This window comes from Agreia pratensis (genome assembly GCF_900177685.1).
GTDB lineage: Bacteria > Actinomycetota > Actinomycetes > Actinomycetales > Microbacteriaceae > Agreia > Agreia pratensis.
This window is the reverse complement of record NZ_FXAY01000003.1, coordinates 171242-187473: the sequence shown is the minus strand read 5'-3', so window position 1 is coordinate 187473 and position 16232 is coordinate 171242. Positions and strand designations below refer to the sequence as shown.

Genomic DNA, 16232 nt, shown 5'->3' with positions numbered 1-16232 from the left:
TCCTAGCTAACTGCACGGGGGTCGAATCCGTTCCCCTCCAGCGCGTTAACCTCTCGTCCACCTCGACACCCTACGGTTCGATCGCTGTGTGGACACGCGGCGCTCGAACACCCAGGAGACTTTCGTGACCGACTCCCCCGCTGAACCCGGACTCCTCCTGGGCAGCGAGCGCACCCCGGTCCCGCGCACCCTCGTCGACATTCTGCGAGACACGGCCGACAGGCATCCGGAGTCTGCCGCCCTCGCCGACGCAAACGGATCGGTCAGTTATCGCGAACTGATGCGATTGGTGTCACAAGCAGCGGTCTCGTTGTCGGTGGCAGGCGTGCGCCGCGGCGACCGCGTGGGAATTCGCATTCCCTCGGGCAGCCGAACCCTCTACGTCTCGATCCTGGCCGTGCTGGTGCTCGGCGCCGCGTATGTGCCCGTCGACGCCGACGACCCGGAGGAGAGGGCCGAACTGGTCTTCGGCGAGGCGGATGTCGTGGGTCACATCGGCGCGGACGGCACCATCGTGCCGCGCGTCTCATCCGACGGAACCCGGCGCCTTGATAGCCGAGAGAGCGTGGGGCTCGAACCCGTGCGCACGGGCACAGGAACCATAACCACGCTCGGTGCGCCGACCGTCGACGACGATGCCTGGATCATCTTCACCTCGGGCTCGACGGGCGTGCCCAAGGGCGTGGCCGTCACCCACCGATCGGCGGCCGCGTTCGTCGATGCCGAGGCGCGCATGTTCCTGCAGTCCGAGCCGCTCGACCAGACCGACCGCGTGCTCGCCGGGCTCTCGGTCGCGTTCGATGCGTCGTGCGAAGAGATGTGGCTCGCTTGGAGACACGGGGCCTGTCTCGTGCCTGCGCCGCGGTCTCTGGTGCGCTCGGGCGCAGACCTGGGTCCGTGGCTCATCGCGCACGGCATCACTGTCGTCTCGACAGTTCCCACCCTCGCGGGTCTCTGGCCGGCAGAGTCACTCGAGAATGTGCGCCTGCTGATCTTCGGCGGCGAGGCGTGCCCACCCGAGCTCGCCGCACGTCTGGCGACACCTGCCCGAGAGCTCTGGAACACCTATGGCCCGACCGAGGCGACCGTCGTTGCCTGTGGTGCGCTTCTCGACGGCACCACACCGATTCGTATCGGGCTCCCCCTCGACGGCTGGGATCTGGCCGTCGTCGACGCGTCGGGGATTCCCGTGGCAGAGGGCGAGATCGGTGAGCTGATCATCGGCGGAGTCGGGCTTGCCCGCTACCTCGATCCGGCCAAGGACGCGGAGAAGTACGCACCGATGCCCAGTCTCGGGTGGGAGCGCGCCTACCGAAGCGGCGACCTGGTGCGCTTCGAGCGCGAAGGACTCGTCTTTCAGGGCAGGGCCGACGATCAGATCAAGCTCGGCGGACGGCGCATCGAACTCGGCGAGATCGAAGCCGCGCTGCAGGCGCTGCCGGGTGTGGCCGGTGCCGCCGCCGTCGTGCAGACCACAGCCGCGGGCAACCAGGTTCTCGTCGGCTATCTTGCGCTCGACACCGCGATGGCCGAATCCGATTTCGACCGCGCCGCCGCCGTGGCCCGGCTCAGGCAAGAGCTGCCCGCCGCCCTGGTTCCCGTGCTCGCCATCGTCGAGTCCATACCGACCCGGATCTCTGGAAAAGTCGACCGGTCCGCACTCCCCTGGCCCCTCGCATCCGCAGCGGGAGCGCCCGCCGGCGCGGCAGCCGAACTCGGCGGAACGGCTGGATGGCTGGCCGGACTCTGGACAGAGGTACTCGGCACATCCATCACCGACGCGTCCGACGATTTCTTCGCGGTCGGAGGCGGCAGTCTTGCCGCGGCACAGCTCACGAGCATGATCCGTGCGCGCTTTCCCGAGGCGCGCGTGTCTGATCTCTACGACCACCCGCGCATCGGAGCGCTGGCGACCGAACTCGACTCTCGGGCACCGAGCGTGGCCGCGGAGCCACGCATTGTGACACCTACCCCGCGCTCCACCCAGTGGGCCCAGACCCTGCTCGGAATTCCGCTGCATATCATCGTCGGCGCGCGCTGGAGTGTCTATCTCCTCGCCGCGAATGCACTGCTTCTCGCCTTCGCCGGCATCGACTGGCTCCCGGCCGTTTCATGGTGGTGGCTGCTCGCGGGGTTCGTGCTTCTCGTGACCCCCTTCGGGCGCATGGGAGTCTCGGTGGTGGCAGCGCGCCTGCTGCTTCGCGGCGTCAAGCCCGGTGCGTATCCGCGCGGAGGTCACGTTCACGTGCGTCTCTGGATGGCCGAGCAGGTCGCCGCACTGGTGGGTGCGGCCAGCCTCGCCGGCGCACCCTGGATCGCCTACTACGCGCGCGCTCTCGGAGCCACCATCGGCGAGGGCGTCGACCTGCACTCCCTTCCCCCGGTCACAGGCATGCTCAAACTCGGAGCACGCGTCGCGATCGAACCCGAGGTCGACCTCTCCGGCTACTGGCTCGACGGAGACGTGTTGCGAATCGGCACGGTCTCGGTCGGGGCGGATGCGACGATCGGCGCGCGAAGCACGCTTCTGCCCGGCGCCAGGGTCGGCCGTGGCGCCGAGATCGCCGCGGGTTCCAGCGTGTCCGGCCGGGTTCCGGGCGGCGAACGATGGGCGGGGTCTCCGGCCGAGCGGATGGGCAAGGCCCGCCCGGGTTGGCCCTCCGAACGGCCGCCGCGAGCATCCGCCTGGGTCGCCGCGTACGGCGCCGGTTCGGTGCTGCTGTCTCTTCTGCCTCTCGCCGCCCTGGCGGTCGGTGCACTGGTCACCGGCGCCATGGTGCACGGCTCGGGATCTCTCGGCGAGCTCGCGTTGAGGGCCCTGGCGTCGGTGCCCCTCGCGACCGTCGCTGCAGGTGTCGTCTTCGCGCTGCTCGTCGTGGTCAGCGTTCGACTACTGGGCATCGGTCTTGCTCCCGGGCACCACCCAGTGCGCTCCCGCGTCGGATGGCAGGTCTGGGCGACCGAACGCCTGCTCGATCTGTCGCGCACGATGCTGTTCCCTCTCTATGCGAGCCTCTTCACACCCGTCTGGCTGAGACTGCTCGGAGCAAAGGTCGGAACGAATGTCGAAGCGTCGACGGTGCTTCTGCTCCCCGCGATGACCACGATCGGCGACCATGCCTTCCTCGCCGACGACACAATGGTCGCGTCGTACGAACTCGGCGGCGGCTGGATGCGTATCGACGAGGCCAAGATCGGCCGTCGAGCGTTCCTCGGAAACAGCGGCATGACCGGGCCTGGGCGAACGGTTCCGAAGAACGGGTTGGTCGCCGTGCTGTCGGCGACTCCGCGCAAGGCCAAATCGGGGTCATCGTGGCTCGGCAACCCGCCGGTACGTCTGCGCCGGGCGGTCGCCGAGTTCGATGAGAGCCGCACCTACCGGCCTCCCGCCTCATTGCGAGTGGCGCGCGCGCTGTGGGAGCTCTGCCGTCTCGTGCCGGTGATGATCACCGTCGGCATCGGGCTCGGCGTTCTGCTTGCGCTCGAGTTCCTCCTCACCTCGTTCGGCCTCGGCTGGGTGATCGTTCTCTCCGGGCCCGTGATGCTCGCTGCTGGTGCCGTCGCGGCAGCCGTCACGACCGTCGCAAAGTGGACGATCGTGGGCAGAATCCGGGCCACGGAGCATCCACTCTGGTCGTCTTTCATCTGGCGCAACGAGGTGTCGGACACCTTTGTCGAGATGGTGGCGGCTCCCTGGTTTGCGCGGGCGGCAACCGGAACGCCCGCCCTCGCCCTGTGGCTGGCGTCGCTCGGCGCGCGCATCGGCCGCGGATCGTGGATCGAGACCTACTGGCTACCAGAAGCCGACCTCGTCGAACTCGGCGCGGGATCGAGCGTCAACCGCGGCTGCGTGGTTCAAACGCATCTCTTCCACGACCGCGTGATGTCGCTCGACACCGTCGTGATCGCATCCGGAGCAACCCTTGGCCCGCACAGCGTGATCCTCCCCGCAGCACGAATCGACGACGGCGCTACTGTCGGGCCGGCGTCGCTGGTGATGCGCGGCGAGATCGTACCAGCAGCCAGCCGCTGGACCGGCAACCCCATCGCTCCGTGGAATACTTGAGCGACAGATGCCGCACACTCCTTCGCACCCCAGTCACGGTTCACTGACCATCGGTGACAGCTACGTCCCCACCAGCGGCAACGGCGGCTACACCGTCTCGTCGTACGACCTCGATCTCGACTACAGGGTCGCGAACAACCGTCTGGCCGCAACCGCTGTCATCACAGCCACGGCCACCCACGAGTTGACCCGCTTCAGCGTCGATTTCTGCGGGCTCGTAGCGACGCGTGTCACCATCGACGGTGTGGCCCCCTCGAAACTGGTCGAATCCGCGAGGAAACTGACCATCACACCGGCGAAGACCATCCCGGCCGGCCAGGAGTTCGTCGTCACGGTGCGCTACGGAGGATCGCCGCGGCCCGTTCGCAGCCCCTGGGGCGAACTCGGCTGGGAAGAGCTCAGCGAGGGCGTGCTCGTCGCCTCTCAACCCAGCGGCGCACCCAGCTGGTTCCCGTGCAACGACCACCCCAGCGACAAGGCCTCGTTCCGCATCCGCATCGCGGCCGAGTCGTCGTACTCGGTCCTCGCGAACGGGCGACTCGTATCGAAGGTCCGACGGGCGAGCCGCACGACCTGGACGTTCGAGACCGTCGAGCCGATGGCCACCTACCTGGCCAGCATCCAGATCGGCGTATACCGAGAGCTGGTGCTCTCCCGTGTGCCCGTTCCGCAGACCGTGCTCGCACCCGCCTCCGTCATGGCACGAGCGCAGAAGGACTTCGCCGACCAGGAGAAGATGCTGGCTCTCTTCGAGCGCTCGTTCGGTCCCTACCCCTTCGGCGAGTACTCGGTCGTCGTGGCCGATGACGACCTCGAGATCCCGGTCGAAGCCCACGGCTTCGCCGTCTTCGGCAGGAACCACATCGACGGCCTGGGGGGCTCCGAGCGGCTCATCGCCCACGAACTCGCGCACTCCTGGTTCGGCAACAGCGTCACCGCCACGACCTGGAAGGACATCTGGCTGCACGAGGGCTTCGCCTGCTACGCCGAATGGCTCTGGTCGGAGGAATCCGGCGGCCCGACCGTGCACCGACTTGCGCATCAGCACTGGGCGCGTCTCTCACACCTCCCCCAAGACCTGACGATCGGCGATCCCGGGCCCGAGAAGATGTTCGACGACCGGGTCTATAAGCGGGGCGCGCTCACGCTCCACGCTCTGCGCGTCACTCTCGGCGACGACGCCTTCTTCGAACTTCTGAGTTCGTGGGCGACCGAGAACCGGTACGGCAATGTGACGACAGAGGGCTTCTACCTGCACGCCCGCGACCGCAGCAGCGTCGACCTCGACGCGCTCTTCGAGAGTTGGCTCTTCTCAGAGCGGCTGCCGGTTCTTCCTCGCTGAACACGCCTGCTACGGGCGGTCGAGCAGCTCGACGACGACGGGGTCTTGTCCGAGCATGGCAACCGTGAGAACCAGCGTCGGGTCTGCGAGCGGCACCTCCACGATCACCGCGTCGGGCGCGAGGCCGGATGCGAGATCGACGGTCGTCAGGTCGATGCGAAGACCACGACCGGTCGCTTTGAGATACGCCTCCTTTTGTGACCAGAGCCGGGTGCGCAGCAGAGCGCGGCCCCCTGCATCCTCGTCGTCGATGAGATCGCGCTCCGCATCAGAGAACGCAGCTTCATCGACTCGTGCTCTCGACATCTGCACGCTCGACTCGATGTCGACTCCGAGATCGTCGCCTCGGGCATCGATCGACACGGCGGTCACAACCCACCCGGCGGCAGAGCTCTTGCTCACCACGATCTCCGAGCCGTCGTGCGCCCGTGGAAAGACCACGCGCGGCTTGCCGTGAGGCCTTCCGCACTCGTCGCAGCGCGACTCGATGATGACCTGAGACGGCATGACGCCGGCAGCCGATGCGACGGCCTGCTCGATCGCGTCGGTTGCGGGCGCCGCACGACGGGTCACGCCCACGTGCCTGTCGGTCATCCGACCAGAGGTTCGTGCAGCACGGGAAAGTTGACCGAGTTCGCGATGAAGCACTTTTCGCTCGCCTCGCCATGCAGCGATTGGGCCAGCTCGGCCTGCGAGGAGTCGGCCAATTCGACCTTCGGATGGAGCGTTGCCGAGGTGAAGCGCCCTCCCCCCGTGCGGTCGAGCGCGAGGGTGCCTGTCGCCTCGTCCCGGTAACCCGTGACCACGACGCCGTGCAGAACAGCCACATGAAGATACGAGAGCATGTGGCACTGGCTCAGCGCGGCCAGCAGCATCTCCTCGGGGTTCCACCGGTCGGTGTCACCGTGGAATGTGCGGTCCGCGCTTGCCTCGATGGGGTGTTTTCCCGATGCCGTCACGAGGTGGCTGCGCCCATAGTCTCGGTACCCGCTGGTGCCCGTGCCCCGATTTCCAAGCCACTCTACGGTCACGGTGTAGGAATGCTGCGCTTTCACGCGATCAGCCTAACGGGGCTGGCGTCGGCGCGACGGTAAACTCGATCGCATCATGACAGACACCCTGAATTCCTCGTACACCGTCGCCCAGGAGCGGAAGGTCGTCACGGCCATCCCCGGTCCGCAGAGCATCGCACTGCACGAGCGACGACTGGCTGTTGTGCCGGTGGGTGTCGGCACGGCACTCCCGATCTACATCGAGAGGGCCAACGGCGCGATCCTGGTCGACGTCGACGGCAACCAGTTCATCGACCTCGGCGCGGGTATCGGAGTCACGACCGTCGGTCACACCTCGGCTCGCGTCATCGAGGCCGCTGCCGCCCAGCTCGGCAAGGTCACTCACACACTGTTCACCGTCACGCCCTATGAGGAGTACGTGCGGGTCGCCGAGCTTCTCGCCCAGCACACGCCGGGCGACTTCCCCAAGAAGACGGTTCTCGTCAACTCCGGAGCCGAGGCCGTCGAGAACGCTGTCAAGATCGCGCGCAAGTACACGCGCCGCACGGGTGTGGCGGTACTCGAGCACGCTTACCACGGTCGGACCAACCTGACCATGGCGATGAACTTCAAAGCGGCGCCGTACTCCACCGGCTTCGGCCCCTTCGCCGGCGATGTCTATCGCGCGCCCAACTCCTACCCGTACCACGACGGCCTCACGGGCGCCGAGGCTGCGGCCCGAACCATCGGATACCTCGAGAAGACCGTGGGTGCCTACGACCTGGCGTGCCTCGTCGTCGAGCCGATCCAGGGCGAGGGCGGGTTCGTCGTACCGGCCGACGGCTACCTGCCTGCACTGCAGCAGTGGTGCACCGAGAACGGCATCGTCTTCATCGCCGACGAGATCCAGAGCGGCATGGCCCGCACCGGCGCATACTTCGCCAGCGAGCACTTCGGCCTGGTCCCCGACCTCGTTCTGAGCGCCAAGGGCATCGCGGGCGGGCTTCCCCTCGCGGGAGTCACCGGACGCGCAGAGATCATGGACTCCGCCCTGCCCGGCGGATTGGGGGGCACCTTCGGCGGAAACCCGGTGGCCGCCGCCGCCGCCGTGGCCGTCTTCGAGCAGATCGAGAACGACGACCTGCTCGCTGAGGCGACTCGAATCGAGCAGACGCTGGTCGCTGGCCTCGAGGAGTTGGCGTCCAAGTACGACATCATCGGTGACATCCGGGGCATCGGTGCAATGATCGCCATCGAGCTCGTACAGCCAGGCACGGGTGCCACCACCAAGGAGCCCAACCCGAAGGCCGTCGACGCGATCGTGGCCTACGCCGCGTCGCAGGGAGTCCTCGTTCTGAATGCCGGAACATATGGCAACATCGTGCGATTCCTTCCGAGCCTCGCTATCTCCGACGCGCTTCTGACCGACGCGCTGGGAGTCATCGACGACGCCATGGCGACGCTGCGATGACCTCCGCGGCGACGTCCGCTTCACCGTCCGCTTCGCCCGGCACCTTCTCCATCGAAGGGGCCGTCGAGCTGGCCGTCCTCGAGCGCAGCGGGTTCATCGAGTCCCGCCATGTGGGTGCCGCGGTTGTGCTCGATGCAACAGGTGCGGTCCTCGAAGAACTCGGCGATGCGGCAGCTCCCGTGTTCCCGCGCTCCAGCCTGAAGCCCTTCCAGGCACTGGCGATCCGCGAGGCCGGGGTGCAGCTCACTCCCCTGCAGACCGCGCTCTCGATGGCGAGCCACGGCGGAACGCCCGAGCACGTCGACGTCGTGCGCCAGATTCTTCAGCTGGCCGCGCTCGACGAGAGCGCACTCGGGTGCCCCGCCGACTGGCCGGGCGACCGCTCCGCCCGCGACGCTGTCGTCCGAGAGGGCGGCTCCGCACAGCGTGTCTACATGAACTGCTCTGGCAAGCATGCGGCGATGCTTCTCGCCTGTGTTCAGCAGGGCTGGAGCACGGCCGACTATCTCGACCCGGCGCATCCTCTGCAGCTTCGCATTCGCGACCTCATCGAAGAGCAGACCGGAGAGAAGATCGCGGCCTCCGGAGTAGACGGCTGCGGTGCGCCCGTGCACGCGATCTCGCTCCGGGCTCTTGCCAGAGGCGTCTCACGCATCGCCCAGGGCGAGACACCGGATGCCGAATGGCTCGTCGACTCGGTACTCGCCAACGGCTGGGCCGTCGATTCCCCGAAGGAGCAGAATACCCTCGTCATCGACGAGCTCCATCTCTTCGCAAAACTCGGTGCGGAGGGAGTCATGGTCATGTCCACTCGCTCCGGAGTGGCCGTCGCCCTCAAGATCCTCGACGGCAGCCTGCGCGCAGCAGCGATCGTGGCACTCGAGCTTCTCGTTCGGGCCGGCGCCGTGGAGCGCAAAGATGTCGATGCACTGGTGAGTACCTTCGATCTCGCCGTTCTCGGCGGCGGCCAGCCCGTCGGCAGTATCCGACCCACCATCTGAGGTGACCGCCCCCGACGCCTAGTTCAGCTTCGCCAGCTTCTTCTGTCGGGCAGATCGACTGACCTGCGCTACCACCACGATGAGGATCGCGAGGATGAAGACGGCGGAGGCGATCACGTTCGCCTCGGCGGGAATACCCCGCGCCGCTGCGATGTAGATGAATTTCGGGAAGGTGTCGACGGCACCCGAGTTGAAGTTCGTGATGATGAAATCATCGAAACTGAGCGCGAACGAGAGCAGTGCCGCAGCCAGGATGCCGGGCAGCAGCAGAGGAAAGGTGATGCGCCAGAAGACCTGGGCAGCCGAACCGTAGAGGTCTCGGCCGGCCTCTTCGAGGGCGGGGTCGAGGCTGGCGACCCGGGCCTTCACTGTCACGACGACGAAGCTGATGCAGAACATCGTGTGAGCGAGGATCACCGTGACGATGCCTTTCTGCGTGCCGAGTGCAAGGAACTGCGCCGCGAGCCCTGCACCCAGAACGACCTCTGGAGTCGCCATCGGCAGAAACAGCAGCAGGCTGATGCTGGAGCGGAACCTGAAGCGGTATCGCACGAGTGCTATCGCGATCGCTGTGCCGAGTGCCGTCGCGAGAACGGTCGCCACGACGCCCACGAGAATGCTGTTGCCGAACGCCTCGCAGAGTCCGGGTTCGTTGCACACGGTGAGCCACTTCTCGAAGGTGAACCCTCTCCACGCGATGTTGGACTTCACCGAGTCATTGAACGAGAACACGAAGGTGTAGGCGATCGGAATAAGCAGGAATACGAGGGCCAGCGCAACATAGATGGGAAGTCCGAGGCCCGTGAGCCTTCTCCGAGAGGGACGCGCGGTTTCGGGCTTCGCCGGCGGGCGCTTTCGGTCAGAGCGTAGGGCGGTCACAGCAGGTCCTCCGTTCCGCTGCGGCGCACATAGACGCCGACAAGCACCAGAATCACGGCCATCAGGATGATGGAGAGTGCCGCTGCCACGGGATAGTTCTGCAGCGTGAGGAAGTTGGCCTCGATCGCGTTTCCGAGCATGGCGGTCTTGCTCGAGCCCAGAAAGTCGCGGCTCGCGTTGATGTAGTCACCCGCGGCCGGGATGAACGTGAGCAGTGTGCCCGAGATGATGCCCGGCATCGAGAGCGGAACCGTGATCTTCAGAAACGTGGTGGCGGGATTCGCATAGAGATCGCTGCCCGCCTCGAGGAAACGAGTGTCGAGTCGCTCGAGAGTCGTATAGAGAGGCAGGGTCATGAACGGGATGAAGTTGTACGTGAGCCCGAAGATCACCGCGAACGGCGTGCCCGTGAGATGCCCGTCGGCGGGCAGGATGGCCACCGCTTTGAGCGCCTGCACCACGGGCGACTCGTCGGAGAGGATCTGCTTCCATGCGAGAGTGCGCAGAAGGAAGCTGATGAAGAACGGTGCGATGACAAGCGTGAGCATCATGCTCTGCAGCAGGGGCCACCGTCGGGCTTTCACTCCGATGAAGTAGGCGATCGGATAACTGATGATCAGGGCGAAAACCGTGGCCACAAGGGCGTAGCCGAACGCGCGCAGGATATGCGGAAGGTACTCGCTAGCACTCTCGACATAGTTCTGCCATTGCAGGCCTGGAACGTAGTCGCCGATGTCACCTCCAGGGAGTTCGGCTTGGAACGACGTGATGACGAGCGAGATGAGCGGCGTGAGAAAGAACAGCACCATGTAGAGGATGCCGGGAAGGAGCAGGACCAGAGCGATCGTGGACTTTCGCCGGGGAGGTTTCGTCACGGCCGCGTCACTCGACGCGAATGCGGCGAAGGCCATGAGCTATGCCCCCTCTAGTTCGGTCTCGAGCGCGGCCCTGCGCTGGATTGCAATGGCGCTCGTCGACGCATCGGCAGGGAATCGGGAACCGGTCGTCGGCTCGTCTTCCAGACCGAAACCGTGATCCACCGTCCAGCTGACCCAGACCTCGGCACCCTCGTTCACGACCGGCCCGAAGACCATGTTCTGCGCGAAGACGGTCACGGCCCCCAACCCGGGAATCTGAACGATATACGAGGTGCTGACTCCGGAGAACGACACGTCGGTGACACGCCCTGGTCCAAGAATGTTGATCCCTGCGCCGGTCGTCGGCGCTTCCGTGTGTAGCAGCAGCTTCTCGGGCCTCACGCCGATGGTCACCTCGCCCGCATGGCGCTGTGCTCGGGTGCGAGGCACCACGATGCCCCTGCCCGCCACATCGACGGTGATGGAATCGGCGCCCGAGTCGGTGACCTGGCCGGTGAAGAGGTTCGACTGGCCGAGGAAGTTGGCGACGAACGCCGTTCGGGGAAGCTCATAGAGCTGCTCAGGAGCGCCCATCTGCTCGATTTCACCCTTATTCATGACAGCCACGATGTCAGCCATCGTCATGGCTTCCTCCTGATCGTGGGTGACATGAAGAAAGGTCAGCCCGATCTCGGTCTGGATGCTCTTCAGCTCGAGTTGCATCTGGCGACGCAGTTTCAGGTCGAGTGCACCGAGGGGCTCGTCGAGCAGCAGAAGGGCGGGGCGATTCACGATTGCACGCGCGAGCGCCACACGCTGCTGCTGGCCCCCCGATAGCTGCGCGGGCCGACGAGCCGCGAGATGATCGAGCTCGACAAGCCGCAGCGCTTCGTGAGCCTTGCCCAGCGGATCGTCGATCTTTCGCCGACGAAGCCCGAAGGCGACGTTCTCGAGAATCGTCATGTGCGGGAACAGGGCATACGACTGGAAGACCGTGTTCACCGGACGTTGGAAGGACTTCGTGTTCGTGACGTCGTTTCCTCCGATGAGGATGCGCCCCGCAGACGGTTCCTCGAGCCCCGCGACGAGCCGCAGCGTCGTCGTCTTACCGCAACCAGACGGTCCGAGTAGGGCGAAGAACGATCCGGCCGGGATCGTCAGATTGAGATTCTCGATTGCTGTGAAGCCCGGAAATCTCTTGCTGATATCGACGAACTCGAGGTCGGCGCCGGCCTCGGCGAATGTGCTCATCGTCTTCATCAGATGCCCAACAACACTTTCTGAAATTCGGTGCCCAAGGTCTTCTCTTCCTCTGCTGTCAATGTTCGGAACACGTGCGCTTGTTCGAGGGTCTTCTCGTCGGGAAAGATCAGCTGATTGTTCGCCAGTTCGGGGTCGATGGACTCCATGGCTTCCCGAGCGCCGACGACGGGCGTGATGTAGTTGACCCACGCTGCGACCTCGGCGGCGACCTCCGGCTCGTAGTAGTAGTTCATCAGGGCTTCCGCATTCGCCTTGCGCGTCGACCCCATGGGAACCACGAAGGTATCGTTCCAGAGAGTTCCTCCCGAGTCGGGGAGGATGAACTCCCACTTGTCACCCGCCTCAGCATTGATCAGCGTGATATCGCCCGACCAGCAGATGGCGGCCAGGGTGTCCTCGTTCTGCAGGTCGTTCAGATAAGCGTTGCCCTTGATGTTGCGCACCTGCCCGTCGTCGACCTGCTTGCGGAACAGGTCCACGGCATCCATGAATTGGCCCTCGGTCCAGTTGCTCGAGACGTCGACGCCTTGCGACTGCATGATCACTCCAATGGTGTCCCGCATCTCGCTGAGAACGCCGACACGACCCTTGAGCTCCGGCTTCCAGAGATCTTCGACAGATCGAAGACCCTTCGGTAGACGCTCCTTGTTCCAGCAGATGCCCGCGAATCCGCCCTGCCAGGGCAAGGAACGATTGCGGCCGGGATCGAAGTCGGGATTCGCGAGCGACGGGAGCACGTTCTTCTTGTTCGGGATGTTGGCCGCGTCGAGTTCTTGCACGTACCCTTTGCGAATCAGACGAGACACCATCCACTCGGTGAGACAAACGGCGTCTGCGCCGATGTCCTGGCCCAGGGCAAGCTGATCCTTGACCTTGCCGTAGTACGAATTGTTGTCATCGACGGCCACGTTGTAGGTCACGCTGATGCCGGTCTGCTCTTCGAAGCCGATCAGCGTGGGGTAATTGCCGTCGTCGTCCTCATCTATGTAGGCCGGCCAGTTGTCCCAGACAAGCGATTTGTCGGATGCCGACGAATCGACCGCTGCCTTCGGAGCGGGGCGGGGCCCGGTCGAGCAGGCGGCCAATGCCAGAGCACCGAGGCCCATTCCCGCCCCTGCGAGCACGGATCGTCGGGACAACGCGATCTGCTTCGCCCTCTGCATGGATCGCGCGTAGGCGATCGTCTGCTGGATCAGCGGGTCACGGGGCAGTGGCGCGTTCATGTCGGGTGGGTCTCCGAACTCTACGGTCATCAGGGTGGTCTGATAGTGGCACAGCACACGCGTCTGTGGGGCGAAATAAGACGAAAGCATCGATACCGAAACATAAACTTCACGGAATCCGCTGCAATCTGCGTCGTCACCGGTGGGAAACCTCCGCGGGCTCGAATCGCACGATCGTGTCATCGGGTGCGAGCAGCCACCGTGGCGGTCGCCCGTGATCGAACGGCGGCGGAAGATCTCGGCGACGGGTGAGTGATCGGAGATCACCGAGTGAACACCCGTCGAGATAGACGGGGAAGCGGCTCCTCAGACTCGAGAAGGTGCTCCAGGCGGCCATCCAGGCATCGGGCGTGCCGACCAGCCATGTCGGCACGCCGCACGTCGCCGCGAATGCCGAGAGCGCCGCGCGGTCTCCGACGTCGATCAGCGCGACGGTCTCAGGGAGAGCGTCGTGCTGCGGATCGAGAAACCGTGTGGGTCGAGAGGTGACGACGAGCAGCGTGGGCGGCAGCGATCCGCCCCGGATGCGCACGTGGCGCGATGGCGTCGACGCCCGTGTCGCCGCGCCCTCGGAAGGCAGCGCGACCTGAAGCCGTGCTCCCCGCCAGTGCCCTGCCCCGGAAGGAAGGCCCGCATCGTGATCTGAAGGTATGCCTTCGGCCACGATGTACTCTTGGCGACTCGCGAATCTGAGATGAATGCGCTCCGGAAAGAGCGGTGCGAGCATCGTCAGCGGTGCGGCAAGACGTTGAGCCGTCGCAATGAGTGTGACACCGCAGGGCGGGCCATCTCGGAGGATCGTGGCAAGCGCGGAGACCAGCGCGCTCTGATATTCAGCCTCGAAGCGGCGCACCACGGAGTCGAGGTCGTCGACGAAGACGAGAATCGGCGGGTGAGACACTCCCCCACGCTGTCTCTCCCTGCACAGCTCGACCACCTCTTGCACCGTGTCCCACGCCTCCTCGATGCCCGGGCCGACGAAGACCACCGTGGATGACTGCTGAGCGATGGTCGAGAGTAGCGTCGATTTTCCGGAACGCGACGAACCGAGGATCAGCAATGGCCCCTGTTCGGCCGGGTCGTAGCAAGCGGGCGGTTGGCGTTGCTCCTCAGGCAGATCGAGCAGGCCGAGAACGATTCCAGAGGGGGGTCTCGGAACATCGTCGAGGAGGATCTCAGAGGCAAGAGCGGGCAACCAGGGAGCACGCAGAGACGGAGGTGTCGTCGGCCTTTGACCGACGAGATCAGCGGCATCCGTATGAGCCACCTGCACGACCACGGGCGGCCGCCCACCCACAGAGACGAGGCAGCGACCACGTTGCTCTGGAGCCAGCATCGAGGCCGCTGGGCTGCCGATGATGGCGGTCGAATCGGCCGCGTTGTTCACACGCAGAGACAGCCTGAGCTCACAGTTTGCGAGCAGCGAATCCTTGACGACCCCTGCAGGTCTCTGGGTACAGAGCACGAGGTGCATTCCGAGCGAGCGACCTCGCGCGGCGATATCTGCGAACACGTCGTGCAGCTGAGGAAACTCGGACAGCATCGCGGCGAACTCATCGACGACGATGAGCAGACGGGGCATTCGTGCGCCGAGGCGCGGATCCGAGATGTCGCGGACGGACGCTTCGCGAAGCGCTCGCTCTCTCCATCGGACCTCGGCTCTGAGGCTCGACAGGGCACGCTCGGCGCCTCCGGGGTCGAGGTCGGTGATCAGTCCGACGCACTGCTCGAGGCCCGTCAGCGGATCGAACGCGGCGCCGCCTTTGAAGTCCACGAGCAGAACAGTGAAGGCGGTCGATTCGTACGCGCGAGCGAGGGCCGCGACCCACGTTACGAGGAGCTCGCTCTTCCCGCTTCCCGTTGTACCGGCGACGACCGCGTGTGGACCCTGCTCCACGAGATCGAGGCTGACGACGTCACCATGCTCCCCTATCCCGATGGCCGCGCTGAGTCCTTCCGGTGAGGGGCCTCCCCCGACACCCGTGCCGATGAGCGCCTCGACCTCAGCCGCAGACACACGCGATGGCAGTTCGAAGTGCGTCTCGTCGGTCTCGCCTGTCAGCTGGCCTAGTCGTCTGCCGAATTCCTCTGCCTCGAGTACCGATACGAACTCGCCCTCGATCTCGAACGGGGTCGAGAACCGAGGATGCCGAAGCACCGTGACCTTCGCAACCGAATCAGCGGCGACGACGATATCGGCTTCCGCCGGAACGATGTCGATCGAGTCCGCAACCACGATAAATGTCGCGCAGAGGGGGCGGCGGGCGGCATCGAGTGATCCGACCGACACATCATCATCTCCGAAATGGGGCAAGGAGTGCGCCCATGTCCATGACCCGGGACTCGAGTTTCGCCCCGCACTGCCCGCCAGAAATCTCACCGCGCGGGGCGATACGGCCGCGGCGAACTGCACGACGTAGCCTCGGGCGATGGCATTCGCGAGCGTCGGCGCCCCGACGACAGCGATGCGAACAGGCGACGGTGCCAGCACCGGGGCGTCCACCAACCGACGAGCCACAGAACGCAGACGTCGCGAATCGTCATCATCGTCGGAACCGCCCTCCAGCCTCAGTCCGCTCCGTCCCTGTCCGGTACCGAGGCAGATCGCCACGTCCCCCGCAGAGGTCGCCGTGAACGGATTGGAGGTGCGCCCGAGAACCGACCGGGCCGAGGGCGCGAGCCGCCTCAACAGTGCGATCTCGTGCGCGTGGAAGGTCGCTACGCGATCAACGAAAGCACGCTTGCGCCGCTCCAGATCGACATCGTCTCGTCGCCTGGCACGTCGAGCAGTGAGCCGACCGTCGAGGAGAGATGCCACCGCCATCACCGGCGAGAGCAGGGCGAAGACGAGCGCGAGAGGCGAGTGCAGAACAAACCAGACCACGACGGCCGCCCCCAACGGCGCGAGCGATCCGATGATCGGAAAGGGCGTCTTCGGAGGCGGATCCGACCGCCGAGGAACGACGAGGACCTCGTCGAGATCTGAGACTGTATCGACGCCGCTCGGTGACCGCGGGGGCGGCGGCTCGTCAGAGAGAAACGAGTGACGTCGGTGCATTCAACGAGTAGACCTCGTGCACACGCCCCTGAACCTGCCGACGACACCATCGGTGGAGAAATCGCACTGATTCTGTCTTG

Annotated in this window: 11 protein-coding genes; 4 read left to right on the top strand and 7 right to left on the bottom strand. The window is 65.5% G+C overall.

Features of this window, described 5'->3' with window-relative positions; genetic code table 11:
• The first annotated feature begins 124 nt into the window (after positions 1–124).
• Both B9Y86_RS10455 and B9Y86_RS10450 read left to right on the top strand, forming a co-directional pair.
• The gene (locus tag B9Y86_RS10455; protein WP_085486326.1) at positions 125–4066 is read left to right on the top strand and encodes a Pls/PosA family non-ribosomal peptide synthetase; all 3942 of its coding nucleotides are present in this window, start codon (positions 125–127) and stop codon (positions 4064–4066) included.
• Positions 4067–4073: 7 nt separating this feature from the next.
• The gene (locus tag B9Y86_RS10450) at positions 4074–5408 is read left to right on the top strand and encodes a M1 family metallopeptidase (RefSeq protein WP_085485743.1); all 1335 of its coding nucleotides are present in this window, start codon (positions 4074–4076) and stop codon (positions 5406–5408) included.
• A gap of 9 nt (positions 5409–5417) precedes the next feature.
• On the opposite strand, the gene B9Y86_RS10445 is transcribed toward B9Y86_RS10450, so the two are convergent.
• Together B9Y86_RS10445 and B9Y86_RS10440 are read right to left on the bottom strand one after the other, a co-directional pair.
• Positions 5418–6002 carry a 4'-phosphopantetheinyl transferase family protein gene (locus B9Y86_RS10445; RefSeq protein WP_085485741.1) on the bottom strand — a complete coding sequence of 195 codons (585 nt, stop codon included), beginning with the start codon at positions 6000–6002 and terminating at the stop codon, positions 5418–5420.
• A complete protein-coding gene (locus B9Y86_RS10440; protein ID WP_085485739.1) occupies positions 5999–6463 on the bottom strand; it encodes an OsmC family protein in 465 nt (154 codons plus the stop codon). Before B9Y86_RS10440 ends, B9Y86_RS10445 begins: the two co-directional genes overlap by 4 nt.
• 52 nt (positions 6464–6515) lie before the next feature.
• Between B9Y86_RS10440 and gabT the strand changes: the two genes are divergently transcribed.
• Together gabT and B9Y86_RS10430 are read left to right on the top strand one after the other, a co-directional pair.
• On the top strand, positions 6516–7871 hold the full coding sequence (gene gabT / locus B9Y86_RS10435; RefSeq protein ID WP_085485737.1) for a 4-aminobutyrate--2-oxoglutarate transaminase: 1356 nt from the start codon (positions 6516–6518) through the stop codon (positions 7869–7871).
• The gene (locus tag B9Y86_RS10430; RefSeq protein ID WP_085485736.1) at positions 7868–8872 is read left to right on the top strand and encodes an asparaginase; all 1005 of its coding nucleotides are present in this window, start codon (positions 7868–7870) and stop codon (positions 8870–8872) included. Before gabT ends, B9Y86_RS10430 begins: the two co-directional genes overlap by 4 nt.
• An 18-nt stretch (positions 8873–8890) precedes the next feature.
• On the opposite strand, the gene B9Y86_RS10425 is transcribed toward B9Y86_RS10430, so the two are convergent.
• The 5 genes from B9Y86_RS10425 to B9Y86_RS10405 all read right to left on the bottom strand — a co-directional run bounded on the left by B9Y86_RS10425 (position 8891) and on the right by B9Y86_RS10405 (position 16152).
• Complete coding sequence (locus tag B9Y86_RS10425) at positions 8891–9658, bottom strand: ABC transporter permease (protein ID WP_244894742.1); 768 nt, start codon at positions 9656–9658, stop codon at positions 8891–8893.
• 89 nt (positions 9659–9747) lie between these two features.
• Positions 9748–10662: an ABC transporter permease gene (locus B9Y86_RS10420; protein WP_085485733.1), complete on the bottom strand. Its 915-nt coding sequence runs from the start codon at positions 10660–10662 to the stop codon at positions 9748–9750.
• A gap of 3 nt (positions 10663–10665) precedes the next feature.
• Positions 10666–11859, bottom strand: a complete 1194-nt coding sequence (locus tag B9Y86_RS10415; RefSeq protein ID WP_410371736.1) for an ABC transporter ATP-binding protein — start codon at positions 11857–11859, stop codon at positions 10666–10668.
• Between the two features lie 8 nt (positions 11860–11867).
• Positions 11868–13124 carry an ABC transporter substrate-binding protein gene (locus B9Y86_RS10410; RefSeq protein ID WP_244894717.1) on the bottom strand — a complete coding sequence of 419 codons (1257 nt, stop codon included), beginning with the start codon at positions 13122–13124 and terminating at the stop codon, positions 11868–11870.
• Between the two features lie 106 nt (positions 13125–13230).
• Complete coding sequence (locus tag B9Y86_RS10405) at positions 13231–16152, bottom strand: FtsK/SpoIIIE domain-containing protein (protein WP_085485729.1); 2922 nt, start codon at positions 16150–16152, stop codon at positions 13231–13233.
• Positions 16153–16232 lie beyond the last annotated feature (80 nt).

Coding starts and splice junctions, on each gene's coding strand:
- B9Y86_RS10445 (WP_085485741.1), bottom strand. CDS start 6,002: ATGACCGACAGGCACGTGGGCGTGACCCGTCGTGCGGCGCCCGCAACC.
- B9Y86_RS10405 (WP_085485729.1), bottom strand. CDS start 16,152: ATGCACCGACGTCACTCGTTTCTCTCTGACGAGCCGCCGCCCCCGCGG.
- B9Y86_RS10420 (WP_085485733.1), bottom strand. CDS start 10,662: ATGGCCTTCGCCGCATTCGCGTCGAGTGACGCGGCCGTGACGAAACCT.
- gabT (WP_085485737.1), top strand. CDS start 6,516: ATGACAGACACCCTGAATTCCTCGTACACCGTCGCCCAGGAGCGGAAG.
- B9Y86_RS10430 (WP_085485736.1), top strand. CDS start 7,868: ATGACCTCCGCGGCGACGTCCGCTTCACCGTCCGCTTCGCCCGGCACC.
- B9Y86_RS10410 (WP_244894717.1), bottom strand. CDS start 13,124: ATGACCGTAGAGTTCGGAGACCCACCCGACATGAACGCGCCACTGCCC.
- B9Y86_RS10450 (WP_085485743.1), top strand. CDS start 4,074: ATGCCGCACACTCCTTCGCACCCCAGTCACGGTTCACTGACCATCGGT.
- B9Y86_RS10415 (WP_410371736.1), bottom strand. CDS start 11,859: ATGAGCACATTCGCCGAGGCCGGCGCCGACCTCGAGTTCGTCGATATC.